The sequence below is a fragment of the Mucilaginibacter sp. genome, from assembly GCF_041660805.1.
Classification (GTDB): domain Bacteria; phylum Bacteroidota; class Bacteroidia; order Sphingobacteriales; family Sphingobacteriaceae; genus Mucilaginibacter.
Genome location: NZ_JBAZVP010000019.1, coordinates 88,427 through 102,742, shown reverse-complemented (window position 1 = coordinate 102,742; position 14,316 = coordinate 88,427). Strand labels below are relative to the sequence as shown.

The following is a 14,316-nucleotide window of genomic DNA, read 5'->3' as shown; positions in this document are numbered from 1 at the left end:
GCTAAAGTGGAGGAAAACAACTAATGGCAAACGACCAAATTAAATACGTTACCGCTCCAAAAGTGGAGGATAACCGTAAAAAATACTGCCGTTTCAAAAAGAATGGTATTAAGTATATCGATTACAAAGACGCTAACTTTTTATTAAAGTTTATTAATGATCAGGGTAAAGTATTACCTCGCCGTTTAACCGGTACATCATTAAAGTTTCAGCGTAAAGTGGCACAGGCTGTTAAGCGTGCGCGCCACATCGGTTTATTACCTTATGTTACAGACTCATTAAAATAATCGGAGGTAAAAAGCAATGGAAGTTATTTTAAAACAAGACGTAAAAAACCTCGGCGATAAAGACGATGTAGTGAATGTAAAGCCAGGTTATGGCCGTAATTTTCTTATCCCTAAAGGTTACGCAATATTAGCAACTGAAAGTGCACGTAAAGTTTTAGCAGAAAACTTAAAGCAAGCTCAGTTTAAACAAGATAAAATACGCAAGGATGCTGATGCTATTGCCGCCCGTTTAGAAGGTGTTAAACTTACTATAGGTGCAAAAGCTGGCGAAACCGGTAAAATCTTCGGTGCTATCAATACCATACAGGTAGCTGATGCATTAAAGAAAGAAGGTTTTGAAGTTGACCGTCGTCGTATCACTTTTGATCAGGAACCAAAATTTGTTGGTGATTACACCGCAATTGTAAACCTGCACAAAGAAGTGAAGGTACAAGTTCCTTTCTCAGTAGTAGCTGAGTAATTTTTTCTTATTCGGATATTAAAAATTCGATATAAAATTTAAAAAAGGTGTTTAGTTAAGGCTAAACGCCTTTTTTGGTTTAAGTAGATACCATACAACCGTGAAACGAACCCTTAAAAAAAAATCGAAATCAAAATTCGGCGGCATTTTCAAACTCGTTTTACGAATAGTTAAGTTAGCTGCTATTGCTTTTGTAGCCGCCAGCTTATTTGGCGTTCTACTTTTCCGGTTTATAAACCCACCGTTTACCCTGCTAATGATACAACGCGGCTTTGAGCGTAAAGCAAGGGGCCTGGACTGGAAGATAGACAAAAAATGGGTAGACTTTGACGACATTGCCGACCCCATGAAACGCGCTGCCGTAGCCGCCGAAGACCAAACATTTCTGGAGAACCACGGCTTTGATTTTAACGCGATACAGCGAGCCATCCGCAAAAATCAAAAAAGCAAAAAACTAATTGGCGGGAGTACTATTACGCAGCAAACAGCAAAAAACGTTTTTCTGTATCCCGGCCGTTCATTTGTACGCAAAGGCTTCGAGGCTTGGTTTACCGTACTAATAGAAGCTTTCTGGGGCAAAAAGCGCATAATGGAAGTATACCTCAACGTTATTGAAATGGGCGATGGTATATATGGCATTGAGGCTGCTTCGCAAGCTTATTTTCATAAACCCGCATCAAAATTAACCAGCCGCCAGTCGGCAGCTATTGCTGTAATATTCCCAAGTCCGCTTAAGTGGTCGGCAACAAAACCTACCCGATACTTAAAACGCAGGCAATATCTTATCAGGAATAACATGCGCAGGTTAGGCCCGCTGGATTTTTAATTAAAGGTTTTAGTGAAGCATTATAGGTCATGCCGAATTTATTTCAGGATGATCCTGTTTTTTATTGTCAAAAACATACCTTTACCATGCCATCTATAAACTTAATTATGAAGCTGTTACCTGTATTTCTTACCTTTTGCATTCTTGCTATGTTGTTTAGCGGCTGTAAAAAGGATCCTCCCTTATATCCAAGTGGTAATGGTGTAATTACAGGGCCGGGTGGAACAGGGACCGAACCTGAGGTGGATACTGGTATTGACCCACCGGTTGATGCTACTTATACGATACCTATAGGCGCTGCTAACACCATCGCTTTCCAGATTGATGGCGCCGAAACCGTTGTACTTACCAGCGCTACGGCTATTGTAACACCGCCCAATGTAAAGACAATAACCGGTTACACCAGTATTTTGGCAGAGCAATCAACCCCCGATATTATTTTTCAGTTGAATTTTAGCGCCATATCTGCAGGTGAACGGGTTAACGATCTGTTAGGCATCATATACAAAAGTTTTAAATTATCAGATGATGGCAGTGGTATGGTTAAAACAAGCACTTTAAAAAAAATAGATGGCCTTTACCGTGTAAGGGGCTATTTTAAAGTTGTGGCGACTGATGATAATGATGGCAGTAAACACACTGTTATTGGTTCATTTAATATTGCACAGTAAAGCAACATTACAGCATGGCTAAATTAAAACTTACCGACCAGGAGCAGGTAACCGAACATATCCAAAAGCTCGACCCAGCTGTTAAGGATGCCATTGAAGCGTTGAGACAGATTATTTTAAGTACCGACAGCCAAATTGGTGAACAAATTAAGTGGAACAACCCCAGCTTTTACTACACCGGCCCAATGGCCCCTTTTGATCCAAAGGAGTATAAACGGGATATTATTGTGATGAACCTTTTTAAAAACCGTATTATGCTTGTTTTACCAAGCGGTGCAAAGGTTAATGATACTTCGGGGTTACTGGAAGGTGATTATAAAGACGGCAGAAGAACAGTTGTTTTTAAAGACATGGCAGATGTTGAAGCTAAAACGGCAGCCCTGCAGCATGTGATAAAGAAATGGCTGAGTTTAGTGGAGTAGCTTTTGCTAATTATTATTTACGCTGATATTTCCAATGCCTCGTTTTGCCTTCCGATACCCATTCTATAGTGGTTTCTAAACGTTTATCACGGGTAGCTTCAGATTTTGCCTCAGTAAGCCATTCCAGGTATTCTTTTTTTTGAGAGTAACTAAACCTATCAAAAGCAGTTTTAGCCAAGGGGTTATTATTTAAAGCGGCAGTAAAATAATCAGGGATGATCAGTTCTTCTTTTTCTCCGGATGCTTTCTTGGTGGAAACCTTTAAACCCTTTTCGTTCAGCGCAACACCCTGCTTTATAAAATCAATCAATACATCTTTTTGTGGCAAATCAGCTATGCTGGTGATACGCATAAACTGCCCGGCATTTTCATCATTTAGCTTCATCACACCATCCGGGTCGTTCATCAACGATGCCTTCCATAGGTTAAGTCCGCAATGTTGCTTAAAGGCTGCCATCATCACTATTGGGCCCTTATAATCAAACGAGGGGCAGCCCCATTTAATGGTTTCGGTTACCAAAGGCGATGCCTCATGAATGATGCCCCGTATGTAAGTGAGTATAGGCTTTGCAAAATCTGCCGACTTGTTAATATAAGCGTCAATCCGGTTATCATACTGTTCCATAATGCAATATAATATTTTTACAAGCATGTACCGCTATACACGAATTTATTTCGCGAATGACTAATTAACTACCAGGTCGCGGAATAGTTGTATATGCCAGCTATCTTTAAACGGCACTTCCCACTTGGTTTCCAGTTCGGCTACGTTTTGGGCAAGGTTATTAAATACAATGGTTTCGGTGTTAATTTTACCTGATTTTAAAAGCTCTTCAAACTGATGGCGTGGTACTGATATAATTTCTTCCCCATCGCGGTACGCAAGGTTAAACCTGTCAAATAAATTAATGCCGAATTCCTGCTCCAGCTGTTTCATAAAATTTACAGATTTATCAATGGAGCAGCCACTGGCGCCTGCCTGGGTTTCGTCTACTATCAGTACCAAGAAACGGTTATACCGGATCTCGGCTTTAGCTTTCAGCTGGTTATTATGAGCTGTCCAGCTGCGGGTAAAATTATCCAGGTGCATTTGTATTTGCACTACCTCATCAGCGGTCAGTTTCCTGTCTGATTGATATACCCAAACCCTTGATTGTGAAGAAAATTCCATATTGCAAATTTATTCAATTTATTAACTTGGTGATATTATTTGTTGTCATGCAAACATCACTTCTACCCCCAACCAAAAAAGCGCTAATTTTTGCATGTTTAATACCAGTATGTGTATTTATATGCAGTTTTTCGGTATTTATGGACGAACAGGAATGGTTAAACTGGGGCAACAAATTCCTTACCGAAACCTACGATCCATCTGCCGGGCCTAAGCTTAAAAAGTACGAAATAATGCTAACGTCTGATCATTTTATCCGTTTACGAAAAACTTATCAACATGGTAAACAGGAGTATTATTCGTTGAGTGTAAAGCATTTACTGGATATGAATTATATTGTTGGAGCCGCCAATACCGATACCCTGCAGATAACAACCCAGGCCGATGACATCATTGTTCAAACCTATAATGACCCCAAAGGCGATGTAGATTCCATGGCAACAATGTTGAACATCCCCGTTAAAAAAACAGCTCAGCCAAGGTTAGATAGTTTGCGCCAGGTACTGAATTTGTTGAAGGCGAAAGATCTATAATCCGTTTGCCCTAACCGTAATCTCGGCAATATCAAGCACTTTAATCTCCTGGTCTTTATCCATGTGCTTAACACCATCGCTCATCATGGTCATACAAAATGGGCACGCCGAAGCTACAATTTGCGCTTTTGCTTCCAGCACATCTACCATACGCTCCATGTTAATGTCTTTTTTACCGGGCTCAGGTTCTTTAAACATTTGAGCGCCGCCAGCGCCACAGCATAAGCCATTGCTTTTACAGCGTTTCATTTCAACCAGTTCGGTATCCAAAATTTCAAGCGCCGCACGCGGGGCCTCGTACACGTTATTACCACGGCCTAAATAGCAGGGGTCATGAAAGGTAATACGCTTGCCTTTAAAGCTCTCTCCTCCTTCGGCTTTTAGTTTACCGTCGTTGATAAGGCCTTGTATCAATTGCGTGTGGTGTATCACTTCATATTTACCTCCAAGGCCGGGATATTCGTTGGCTATGGTATTAAAACAATGCGGGCAACCTGTTACAATCTTTTTAATGTTGTAGCCGTTAAGCACTTCAATGTTAGCCATAGCCTGCATCTGAAACAAAAATTCGTTGCCCGCGCGTTTGGCAGGGTCGCCGGTGCAGCTTTCTTCGGTACCTAATACCGCGTAGCTGATACCCACATGCTGTAAGACCTTGCATATATCGCGGGTTATTTTTTGTGCACGCTCATCAAAACTGCCGGCACAGCCTACCCAAAATAATATCTCGGGTTCCTTGCCTTCGGCAACCATCTGGGCCATGGTGGGTATTGTTTGTTCCATTCCTATTCTTCTTCGCTAATCTCTGTTATAAATTCGTCTATACTACTATAGTTTGCAAACTTAATGGCCGAGTTGATAACTTTTAACCTGTTCAATATATCAAGCACAACCTCTAAGGCATCGGTTTCTTTACCCAGCATGTTGGCATCCCAGTTAACACCTACCAAAGTGTCGTTTTCGGCCATGCCCATACACCAATCCTCTAAAAAAGTAGCCAGTGGCACTTCAGTAGGCGAATAGCTTTTCCAATCATCGCGTGCGCAAATCTTGGCATAAGCCCTATCCGACCAAAATGGTATAACGCCAACTTCATCATCCTCCGCAGATTCGGAATTAGCCCAGCCGGTTTTACTCTTTAGTCCCCATACCAGTTTTGTTGCAGCTACCCGCTCTACGAATTGGTTGTACTTACTTTCTATTATATCTGTAACCCGTTCTTCCATGTTTAATTCCTTTAACTGCAAACTTAAAACTGCAAACTACTAACTTTTCTCTGCCCAGTTAAACCTGTCGGCCTGGCTATATTTCCATGGAGCGCCATTATTTTCCATATTACCGAACATATTATTAAGGCTGGCAGGTGCCTGCGATTCTTCCATTACTACGTACCTGCGCATCTCTGTTATAATTTCAAGCGGGTTAATGTTAACCGGGCAAGCCTCCACACAGGCGTTACAGGTAGTACAGGCCCATAATTCTTCCCGGGTAATGTAGTTATCCAATAAAGTTTTATCGTCGGTGTAATCCTTGCCGTGCTTATCAATGTTATTGCCCACCTCGGTTAACCTGTCGCGGGTATCCATCATTATTTTGCGGGGCGATAACAGCTTACCTGTAATATTTGCCGGGCAAACCGATGTGCACCGGCCACATTCGGTACAAGTATAGGCTTCCATCAGGTTCTTCCAGGTAAGGTCAGTTACATCTTTAGCACCAAAACGACTAACCTCGGTAGCTTCGGGCACAAAAGATGGGTCAAGCATGGCCTTAACTTCGTTTGTAACCGACGCCATATTAGTCAACCCGCCTTTTTTATGCAGGTTAGAATACCAGGTATTAGGGAACGCCAGCAAAATGTGGAAGTGTTTGGAATATGGCAGATAATTTAAGAATGCCAATATCCCTATAATATGAAACCACCAGCAAGCCCGTTCAATAGTTGCTAACGCATTAGCGCCCGCGGGCAACAACGACCCAATTAACGCGCTTACCGGAAAACTACCCGCTTCAACATAATGGCCAAAATGCAATAATTGTAATTTATAGTCGGCGGCGTTCATGGTCAGGAAAGCCGTCATCAGTAGCATTTCTATGGTGAGGATGTAGTTAGCGTCAGACTTTGGCCATGTGGTCATCTCAACGCCGTTAAAGCGCTTTAAACGGAGAATATTACGCCGTGCCAGGAAAACCACGCAGGCTACCAATACTAACAGGGCCAATATTTCAAAGCTGCCTATCAGCAAACCATACAGGCTGCCTAACGGCTTAGAAAATATACGGTGCGAACCAAAAATGCCGTCTATCATTATCTCCAGCACCTCCAGGTTTATAATTACAAACCCTACGTAAATAAAGAAGTGCATGATGGCCGCAACCGGGCGTTTCACCATTTTAGTTTGGCCAAGGGCCACTTTAGCCATTACTTTCCAGCGCATGGCCGGATTATCTGATCTATTGACATCTCTGCCTAACAATATGTTGCGCCGTACTTTTACCACGTTTTTACCAAACAGGTAAGCAGCAGCCAGTAAGATGATGATAAATATAACCTGTCCGATCATTATGTTATGCGTGCATAGTAATTTAAAGCTAAAGTATGGATTTGTTTTAACGTTGCAAGGATTGAAAAGTTGAAAAATTAATTGAGAATAGTTTTATCCTTAACAGCCTGACATTCAACAGCAGAATATTAAACTTCACGATATTGCCGCATAATTGTAATTAAAAATGAAAAAAAACTTTCTGAAAATAAAAAAAACGCTACATTTGCAAACCTTAAACGGAGCGGTATCATAGCTCAGTCGGTAGAGCAAAGGACTGAAAATCCTTGTGTCGCTGGTTCGATCCCAGCTGATACCACAGCAAGCCTTCAACGAAAGTTGAGGGCTTTTTGTATTAAAGAGGTTTTAAGACCGCTTAACGTTTAATATCATTTTTGTTTTTTCTTATAATCAGGTATAAACTCTTGTGTATAACAAGCTTTATCAGTTTTAAATATACCTTTCTCAAACGCTCTCTTGTGTAATTCCGGTAGTTTCTTAAATTTTTTCATTCGAAGTTGATCTACCCTCTTGAGGGTTATAAAATCATAAGTACTGCTTAACATCATTACAACCTCCACTTCATCACATTTATCTACAAGCTCTACAGATGCTAACTCTATTCCAACAGTCCCAAATAATATTTTTTTAACGGAAGCAGGTATTTCTATATGGAAAAACCCATTTAGATTTGTCCTGCCTACTTTAACTGTATCATTGATCATAATTGACACGTATGGCAAAGGTTCCAAGTTATCATCAATGACCCTTCCTTTAATTGTTTTATTTTGAGCGTAAAGGCTATATATTGAAACACTGAGTAAAATAAGAATGATCAATATTTTTTTCATTTAATTATCTTCCAGATTTTAGTTTATTGTAAATATAAATATTAGGGTGATTTGAACCGTTTTCAATTCAAGTCTAAATCTGCCAGTCTCTTCAAATCATAAAAGAAATATTGTGTTATAAATAAAGTCCGCACCACACTTAATTTGCCTTCATATGTTTGGGTTCTCAGTCCGAAACACCCATTTAAGTTAAGAAATCTTAAGGGGATAAAGAAAGATCCCCGATAGTTTTCTATATCGGGGATCTTTTCTCAGAGCTTTTTAGCCACTCTTTCTTCTTTTTCTAAAAATTAGGATCAAAATTAAAATAGATCGGACTTGATAAGGCAACCATGTTGCCGGTTACCTTAGAGGACCGGGGAACCTGCGGGTAATCGGTAGACGGGCCGTGTACGGTCAGGTAATAATAACTCCGCTCGATAGCTACCGGAGCATCTTCAAATTCAACCACCGGATTGCTTCCGTTCATCTTATAAGTACCGAAGTTCCTGCCGTCCTTACGTACGCTGATGGTGTAGGTACTGTCTGCAACCACTTTGCCCGAAAGCTGCACCTTGAACCTGACCTTTTTCCCGGTTGCTTTTGCATTGTCACCCATCATCATATCCATTTTATTGTCTTGATTCAGATCGGCATAAAACTCTACACGTGGCGCATAGGGATTTGCGCTCACCGATGTCCGCCCATTGGTAAGTGCATCTACAACGCCCTGCGAAGTCCGTTTGGCTGCAAATACCCAAGTGGTTGGGGTACCGATGTAGTTAACATCACTTGGTGAGTGCGTATCACTTCCGCCCCTTGCTGTAACCCTCCGGCCGGACGCAAGCATATCTTCCCAGATCAGGATTGAATTTGCATTCTTTGTCCATAGAGCGGAGTTCCAGACCTCCATGGAATTTACCAGATCATACGAAAACCCAAAATGGTCTTTAGGCCCGGCAGGGTGGTTGGCGGACAGATGAATACCCAGTTCCTTCTTTACGGACCCAATTACGATGTCGCGCTGATCGCGCACATCGTAAAGTTTCTGATGGTTGTAAGGCTTGGCAGAGAAGGTGTTCCCATGGCCTCGCGTCGTTGTCCATTCTGCACCATACAGCAGCAGCAAAGAATCTGATTTGAACGCAGGATCGGTCCATGTATTATGCGCTACGTCGCCAAATACATGATTATCATGATCCGTAATGGCAATGAACCCGAAACCGACCGACTTTGCAAAGTCTATAATTTTGGCAACAGGGTGACGGTTAGGGTTAGGTGTTCCTCCATCGGTGCTATGGCTGGAGTGAACGTGCAAATCACCTTTGAGCCATACACCATCCGTAAGACTTTGGATGGGAGGTAGCGTGCCTAATTCCTTAAGGGCCCAGGGGTTGTTATGGGGTACTGTCTGCCCTTGGGCAGAGAGGTGAATGCAGCTCCAAATGATGAGTGCTAATGTGATGCGAATTTTGTTGTACATATTGATTAATGATTAAGTGATTCTATAATTATTTACCAGGAAAGCCCGGATTTTGTGTCAAAGTAGGGCTACGCATAATCTCCGTTACTGGGATGGGGCGTAGCAAATACGTTGAATTGATGGCAGCAGGGTGATGGTGAGCGCAGAAGGCATTGTATTGCGCAGCGCGGGTGAGCAGCGTTCCGGTGCGCTTAAGATCCATCCATCGGTTTGATTCACCAAACAGTTCGCGAGCCGATTCGTCAAGCACATTCGCTATCGTGGCACTTCCCGTAAGCAGGTCATCTCCGGTCAGCTTGGCTCGTCGGCGTAAGTCATTGATCAATCCTGTAGCGAGGGCTCCCTGTCCTTGTTTTACGTACGCTTCGGCCAGGAGCATCATGGTTTCGGCACGGCGGAAGATGTATGTGTCGCGATGCCCTTGCGGGTCTACACCCGAGTTGGTGTAGACTACTACCGTGGGGTCATAGAACTTCCAAACGATGGGATAGATGGTGTTCGATTCAAAAAGTTGATGGTACTGATTGGGGTTCACCACATAATACGTCGGCTGGTTGGCTTTCTTATAGGTGGCAATCTGGTCTGCGGTCATCGTCTCGCGAGGCAAGTAGATAATGCGATCGCCCGTCTTAATTGCGCCATTGGGCCCATCTGCCTTATTGGTGGCAGCCACGATGTGCCTTTGCAAGAACCGCTCAGACGCCCGATAGTCATTGGCGGCATAGAGGTCGAAAAAGTAGGAAGTAGGCTGATAGGAAATATCTTGTCGCCAGTAAGGTGCTGTCAGGGCTCCTCCCGGATACCTATCGGTCCAGAACTTGAACTGCTGATAGAGGTTGTTGCCCGTTTTGTTAAGCGCATTGTCGCTCGAATAGCGGACTGCAAAGATGACTTCTTTGTTGTTTTGCTGGTATGCGTCGCCGAAGAGTGCATCCCATGTGCTAAGCGTCGATTTGTTCATGGAACTTTGCAGAGTGCTAACGGCATTTGCCAGGTCGGCCGATTGCGCATACGACTTATAGCTCCGTGTGAGCAACACTTTCCCTAGCAGATGTTCGGCCATGGCCTGGGCTGCGTGTCCATAGCTTTCGGGCTGGGCCGGCAACTGGCTGATGGCTTGAGTGAGGTCGTTCACTATTTGTTTATACACCTCTTCTTCGGAGTTGCGGGTGAAATTGTACGTAGCTTCGGTCACTTCGCTCGTTATCAGCGGCACATCTCCAAATGTCTCAACTAAGTTGAAATAGGCATAAGCACGCAGGGCAAGTAATTCGCCTGTGCGGGTAGCATATACGTTTGGGGCTATTTTACTTTTTATTAGCGCTCCACGCGTCATTGCGGTGTTGGCCTTGGTTATCAGGTTGTAGTTGTCGGTCCACCAGCTCAGGCTTTCGTCGCCCGTAAACACGGTATAGTCGTTGAGCGGCAACTGGGTGTCGTCTACCACACCCGTGCGTTCGTACATGTCTGTTCCGTACCACATGTGTGTGGTGTTCTGCAACAAAGGGCGCAGGCCTCTATACGTTTCGGCCACCAGTTCCTCATACGCATCTTGGGTGGCGAAATACTCGTTGCTCGTCACCGACGACGGGTTGACTTCCTCCAAGCGACAGGATTGTGTGAGAACCAGCAACGAAATCGTCACTATATAATTGATTATTTTTTTCATGATTAATAATATGTGTGATTCTTAATGGATTAAAATCCTACATTGAGTCCGAACATAAACTTACGGGTCATGGGATAGGCAGGGCCTTGCGTGTCTCTGCTTGCCATCTCCGGATCCCAACCTGCATAATCGGTAAAGATGAAGGGGTTTTGACAAGAAACGAAAAAGCGAAACTTGCTGAGCCCCAGGTTGCTTATCACGCGCTTGGGTAGGTTATAACCAAGGTTAATGTAGCCTATCTTCACGTACGAGGTCTTCTGATAGTATAGCACCTCCATCGGGCCGGAAGGTACGCCGGGACGCACCCAAGTGCCACTGGTGTTCTGCGGCGTCCAGTAGTTGAGGTCGAGTACGTTGAAATTCTCGTTGTCCGTCATCGAATACGACCTGTGAAACTGCGAATCTGCATATTGTCCCTGGCGGGTGGTCACCGTGAATGCCAGGTCTACATTCTTATAAGTAAAGGTATTGGTGATACCCCCTGTCCATACGGGGAAGAGTGATCCTTTGAATACCTTGTCGGCATTGTTCAATGTGCCACTTCCATCAATGTCGCGCACTTTGATGCTACCCGGTGCCAGTCCGTAGCGTTTCGCTTCTGCCGCTTCGTTTTCGCCCCAATAACCAACCTGGTCGTACGTCCACACAACACCTACGGGTTGCCCCACAAACCAACCGTTGGCCTCGTCGCGTTCCGAACCGTCGGAGAGGCTTACAATTTCGTTGTGATTGGACGCAAAGTTGAGCGACGTAGCCCATGAGAAGTCTTTGGTTTTAATGTTGATGGTGCTCAGGGAAACTTCAATACCCTTGTTGTTGACCGACCCCACGTTGTCTGTCAGGCTACTAAATCCGTTGAGTTGTGACATCACCCGATTCATGATAATGTCGTTAGTGCGACGGTTGTACACATCAATCGTTCCACCGATTCTTCCCTGGAAAAATTCGAAGTCTAAACCAAGGTTGAACTCCCTGGTGAGCTCCCACGAAAGGGTTTTGTTTTCAAAGCGCGCTATGGAAGCGGTGTTCACTGCTTTGTCGCCAAAGAGATACCTGGCGTTGTTGACTGTTTGAAAAGTGCTATAGGGCGATACTCCATTATTGCCCGACACACCATAGCTAAAGCGCAACTTCAAGTTGGACAGTGCGGTTTTGTCTTTCAAAAACGCCTCTTCGGAGATTCTCCAGGCGACGGCTGCCGAGGGGAAGAATGCCCATTTGTGTCCTTCCGCCAGTTTAGAACTTCCGTCTGTACGCCCTGTAGCGGTGAAGAGGTAGCGCCCCTTGTAGTCGTAGTTGACACGCCCAAGATACGAACTCAGCTGTTCTTGCGTATAACCAGTAGACATGGAATACATCGTTCCGGCTCCAAGGTTATACCAATCATATGCATCGGTAGGGAATGCTCTTGCCGCTATGCCTGAACTCATGCCTGCTGATTTGTACTGGGATGAACCCAAAAGGAGATTTACAGTATGATCACCCCAGGTTTTATCGGCTTGCAGCATGTTGTCCCACGTATATTTTACCGTGCGGCTTGGTTGGTATTGGGCAATGTTATTGGCCAGTGCCCCTGCACCGGTTTTGGTCATTGCCCCGATGTATGACCCATATTCCGCATGGTTAATGTCGGGCGCGAAGGTGGTGGTAAACTTCAGCCAGCTCACCGGTTTCACTTCAAGGTACATGTTTCCAAAAACATGAAAGTTGTTGGTTTGCGTGTGCCTGTTCTTCGCCTCTAAGAACGGATTGGTGATGGTTGTTATTCCGTCTGGATAGAAGAGTAGCGACCCGTCTGTGTTGTACTTGTTGGATAGCGGGTTGAGGCGATAGATGGTTCGGAAGGTTTCGGGACTGGCTGCTTTGGTGATTTCATAAGCAGTATACACGTTGGTTCCTACCTTGAATATGTTGTTGATCTGCCTATTGAGCGCTGCGCTCACGTTGTAGCGGGTGTAGCCGTCGCCATCAATCACGCCTTTGTCGGAATTGACTCCCAAGCCCAGGCTGTATGTGAGTCTTTCGGCACTGCCATTCATGCTCACTGCATGTGATTGCGAGTACGACGTCTGCAATATCTCATTCGGCCAGCTAATGGACTTGCCTGCCTTGTAGTTCTTGTATGCCGATTCACCCAGCAACTGCAACAAATCGGGCTCGAACGTCGGGTTCGAATAGTTTTGTCCTTTGCGTCGGTCTATACGATACTGCACCCACTCATCGGCGGAGGTGAAATCGGGCAGATTCATGGGGGAGTTCACAGTGGCCGATCCTGTATATTCTACAGAATTCTTGCCTTTCTTTCCTTTTCGAGTGGTGACGATGATAACACCGTTGGCCCCGCGCGAACCGTAAATGGCCGTCGAAGAAGCGTCTTTCAATATATCGATTCGCTCAATGTCGGTGGGCGAAATATCGTTGATAGAGTTGACATAGATACCGTCCACCACATAAAGGGGCGGATTGATGCCATTTAAGTCTGTGCCCGATTTAATGGTGTTCTGTCCGCGAATCATGATGTCGGCGCCTCCACCGGGCTTGGTGCCCGAAGTCACAATGTCTACTCCCGGTAGCTGACCGGCCAGTGCTTGGGTGGCGGTGGTGAAGTGCGTAGCTACCAGCTTATCGTTGGATACGGAGCTAAGAGCACCGGTGAGGTCGGTTCGTTTCTGCGTGCCGTATCCCACCACAACCACTTCGTCCAACGCTGCAGCATCGGCTTTTAACAAAACGTTCAACTTCACTTGGCCAGACAGTTCAACTTCCTGATGCAGATACCCTATATAGGAGAAAACCAATGTGCGTGCGTCGTCAGGGATAGAAATATTAAAATTTCCATTAATATCGGTTACGGTACCAGCGCCAGAGTGTTGTTTGATCACAATGTTTACGCCAACCAATGCCTCTCCTGTTGTGGAGTCTGTAACCCTTCCCTCAATAATCTGTTGTTTATTCTGCACAGGTTTTTCTCCGCGCGTCGCAGGCTTTGTGTCAGGCAATTTTTTGACGGATATACTACGCGCATTGATTTTAAAGCTCAGGGAAAAACGATCTTCCAAAAGCTTTAACACCTCATTTAATGGTAACTGGTTAATGTTGATCTTTTCAACAGAAATGTTCTGGATAGACGGTTCAGAAAATATAAAAGAGTAACCGGTTTGCTTCGTTATCTGGTCAAAAACAGAAAGCAAACTTATTTTTTTATCGGATGCAACTGTTATTGTTTTTTGTTGGTTTTGTACTTGTTGAAAAAAGGCGCCTGCATAAGCATTGCCGGAGAGCAACACATAGCAAAGCCACCCAATTGTACAATATTTTTTCATACCTTTGGCAATTGAAATTATTTTTTCAAATTTTAATACCTGCATTTCGTAGATGCAGGTGTTGATTAAAAACGCTCGGGAGTGTCACACTTTGTGAT

Annotated in this window: 15 protein-coding genes and 1 tRNA gene; 7 read left to right on the top strand and 9 right to left on the bottom strand. The window is 44.2% G+C overall.

The features are described 5' to 3' along the window. Positions 1-23: 23 nt before the first annotated feature. From rpsR to WC743_RS19750, 5 genes are all read left to right on the top strand, one after another. Positions 24-287, top strand: a complete 264-nt coding sequence (gene rpsR / locus WC743_RS19770) for a 30S ribosomal protein S18 (protein WP_067054791.1) — start codon at positions 24-26, stop codon at positions 285-287. A gap of 16 nt (positions 288-303) precedes the next feature. Further along, positions 304-747 carry a 50S ribosomal protein L9 gene (gene rplI / locus WC743_RS19765; RefSeq protein WP_373014797.1) on the top strand — a complete coding sequence of 148 codons (444 nt, stop codon included), beginning with the start codon at positions 304-306 and terminating at the stop codon, positions 745-747. 100 nt (positions 748-847) lie between these two features. Continuing rightward, a complete protein-coding gene (gene mtgA, locus WC743_RS19760; RefSeq protein ID WP_373014795.1) occupies positions 848-1,573 on the top strand; it encodes a monofunctional biosynthetic peptidoglycan transglycosylase in 726 nt (241 codons plus the stop codon). Positions 1,574-1,602: 29 nt separating this feature from the next. Then, positions 1,603-2,244 (top strand): hypothetical protein, encoded by a 642-nt coding sequence (locus WC743_RS19755; RefSeq protein WP_373014793.1) that lies wholly within the window; start codon positions 1,603-1,605, stop codon positions 2,242-2,244. Between the two features lie 14 nt (positions 2,245-2,258). Then, positions 2,259-2,666: a DUF1801 domain-containing protein gene (locus WC743_RS19750; RefSeq protein WP_373014792.1), complete on the top strand. Its 408-nt coding sequence runs from the start codon at positions 2,259-2,261 to the stop codon at positions 2,664-2,666. Between the two features lie 13 nt (positions 2,667-2,679). Here the strand turns inward: WC743_RS19750 and WC743_RS19745 are convergent, their stop codons facing one another. Together WC743_RS19745 and WC743_RS19740 are read right to left on the bottom strand one after the other, a co-directional pair. Further along, positions 2,680-3,291 (bottom strand): YdeI/OmpD-associated family protein, encoded by a 612-nt coding sequence (locus tag WC743_RS19745; protein WP_373014790.1) that lies wholly within the window; start codon positions 3,289-3,291, stop codon positions 2,680-2,682. Positions 3,292-3,351: 60 nt separating this feature from the next. Next, positions 3,352-3,837 (bottom strand): ABC transporter ATPase, encoded by a 486-nt coding sequence (locus WC743_RS19740; protein ID WP_373014788.1) that lies wholly within the window; start codon positions 3,835-3,837, stop codon positions 3,352-3,354. 140 nt (positions 3,838-3,977) lie between these two features. Between WC743_RS19740 and WC743_RS19735 the strand changes: the two genes are divergently transcribed. Then, on the top strand, positions 3,978-4,370 hold the full coding sequence (locus tag WC743_RS19735) for a hypothetical protein (protein ID WP_373014787.1): 393 nt from the start codon (positions 3,978-3,980) through the stop codon (positions 4,368-4,370). Here WC743_RS19735 and WC743_RS19730 read toward each other — a convergent pair. The 3 genes from WC743_RS19730 to WC743_RS19720 are packed head-to-tail and all read right to left on the bottom strand — an operon-like array spanning position 4,365 to position 6,934. Beyond that, the gene (locus tag WC743_RS19730) at positions 4,365-5,153 is read right to left on the bottom strand and encodes a (Fe-S)-binding protein (RefSeq protein ID WP_373014785.1); all 789 of its coding nucleotides are present in this window, start codon (positions 5,151-5,153) and stop codon (positions 4,365-4,367) included. The two genes, WC743_RS19735 and WC743_RS19730, sit on opposite strands and share 6 nt — an antisense overlap. A gap of 2 nt (positions 5,154-5,155) precedes the next feature. Next, positions 5,156-5,596, bottom strand: a complete 441-nt coding sequence (locus WC743_RS19725; protein WP_373014783.1) for a DUF2750 domain-containing protein — start codon at positions 5,594-5,596, stop codon at positions 5,156-5,158. A 39-nt stretch (positions 5,597-5,635) separates the two neighbouring features. Beyond that, the gene (locus WC743_RS19720; protein WP_373014782.1) at positions 5,636-6,934 is read right to left on the bottom strand and encodes a 4Fe-4S dicluster domain-containing protein; all 1,299 of its coding nucleotides are present in this window, start codon (positions 6,932-6,934) and stop codon (positions 5,636-5,638) included. A 225-nt stretch (positions 6,935-7,159) separates the two neighbouring features. Here WC743_RS19720 and WC743_RS19715 point away from each other — a divergent pair. Beyond that, a tRNA-Phe gene (locus tag WC743_RS19715) sits at positions 7,160-7,232 on the top strand. A 70-nt stretch (positions 7,233-7,302) separates the two neighbouring features. On the opposite strand, the gene WC743_RS19710 is transcribed toward WC743_RS19715, so the two are convergent. From WC743_RS19710 to WC743_RS19695, 4 genes are all read right to left on the bottom strand, one after another. After that, positions 7,303-7,764 (bottom strand): carboxypeptidase-like regulatory domain-containing protein, encoded by a 462-nt coding sequence (locus WC743_RS19710; protein WP_373014780.1) that lies wholly within the window; start codon positions 7,762-7,764, stop codon positions 7,303-7,305. A gap of 283 nt (positions 7,765-8,047) precedes the next feature. Continuing rightward, entirely contained in the window at positions 8,048-9,226 is a 1,179-nt protein-coding gene (locus WC743_RS19705) for a CehA/McbA family metallohydrolase (RefSeq protein ID WP_373014778.1), read from the bottom strand. Between the two features lie 28 nt (positions 9,227-9,254). Next, positions 9,255-10,895: a RagB/SusD family nutrient uptake outer membrane protein gene (locus WC743_RS19700; RefSeq protein ID WP_373014776.1), complete on the bottom strand. Its 1,641-nt coding sequence runs from the start codon at positions 10,893-10,895 to the stop codon at positions 9,255-9,257. A gap of 29 nt (positions 10,896-10,924) precedes the next feature. Beyond that, positions 10,925-14,263: a SusC/RagA family TonB-linked outer membrane protein gene (locus tag WC743_RS19695; protein ID WP_373014774.1), complete on the bottom strand. Its 3,339-nt coding sequence runs from the start codon at positions 14,261-14,263 to the stop codon at positions 10,925-10,927. Positions 14,264-14,316 lie beyond the last annotated feature (53 nt).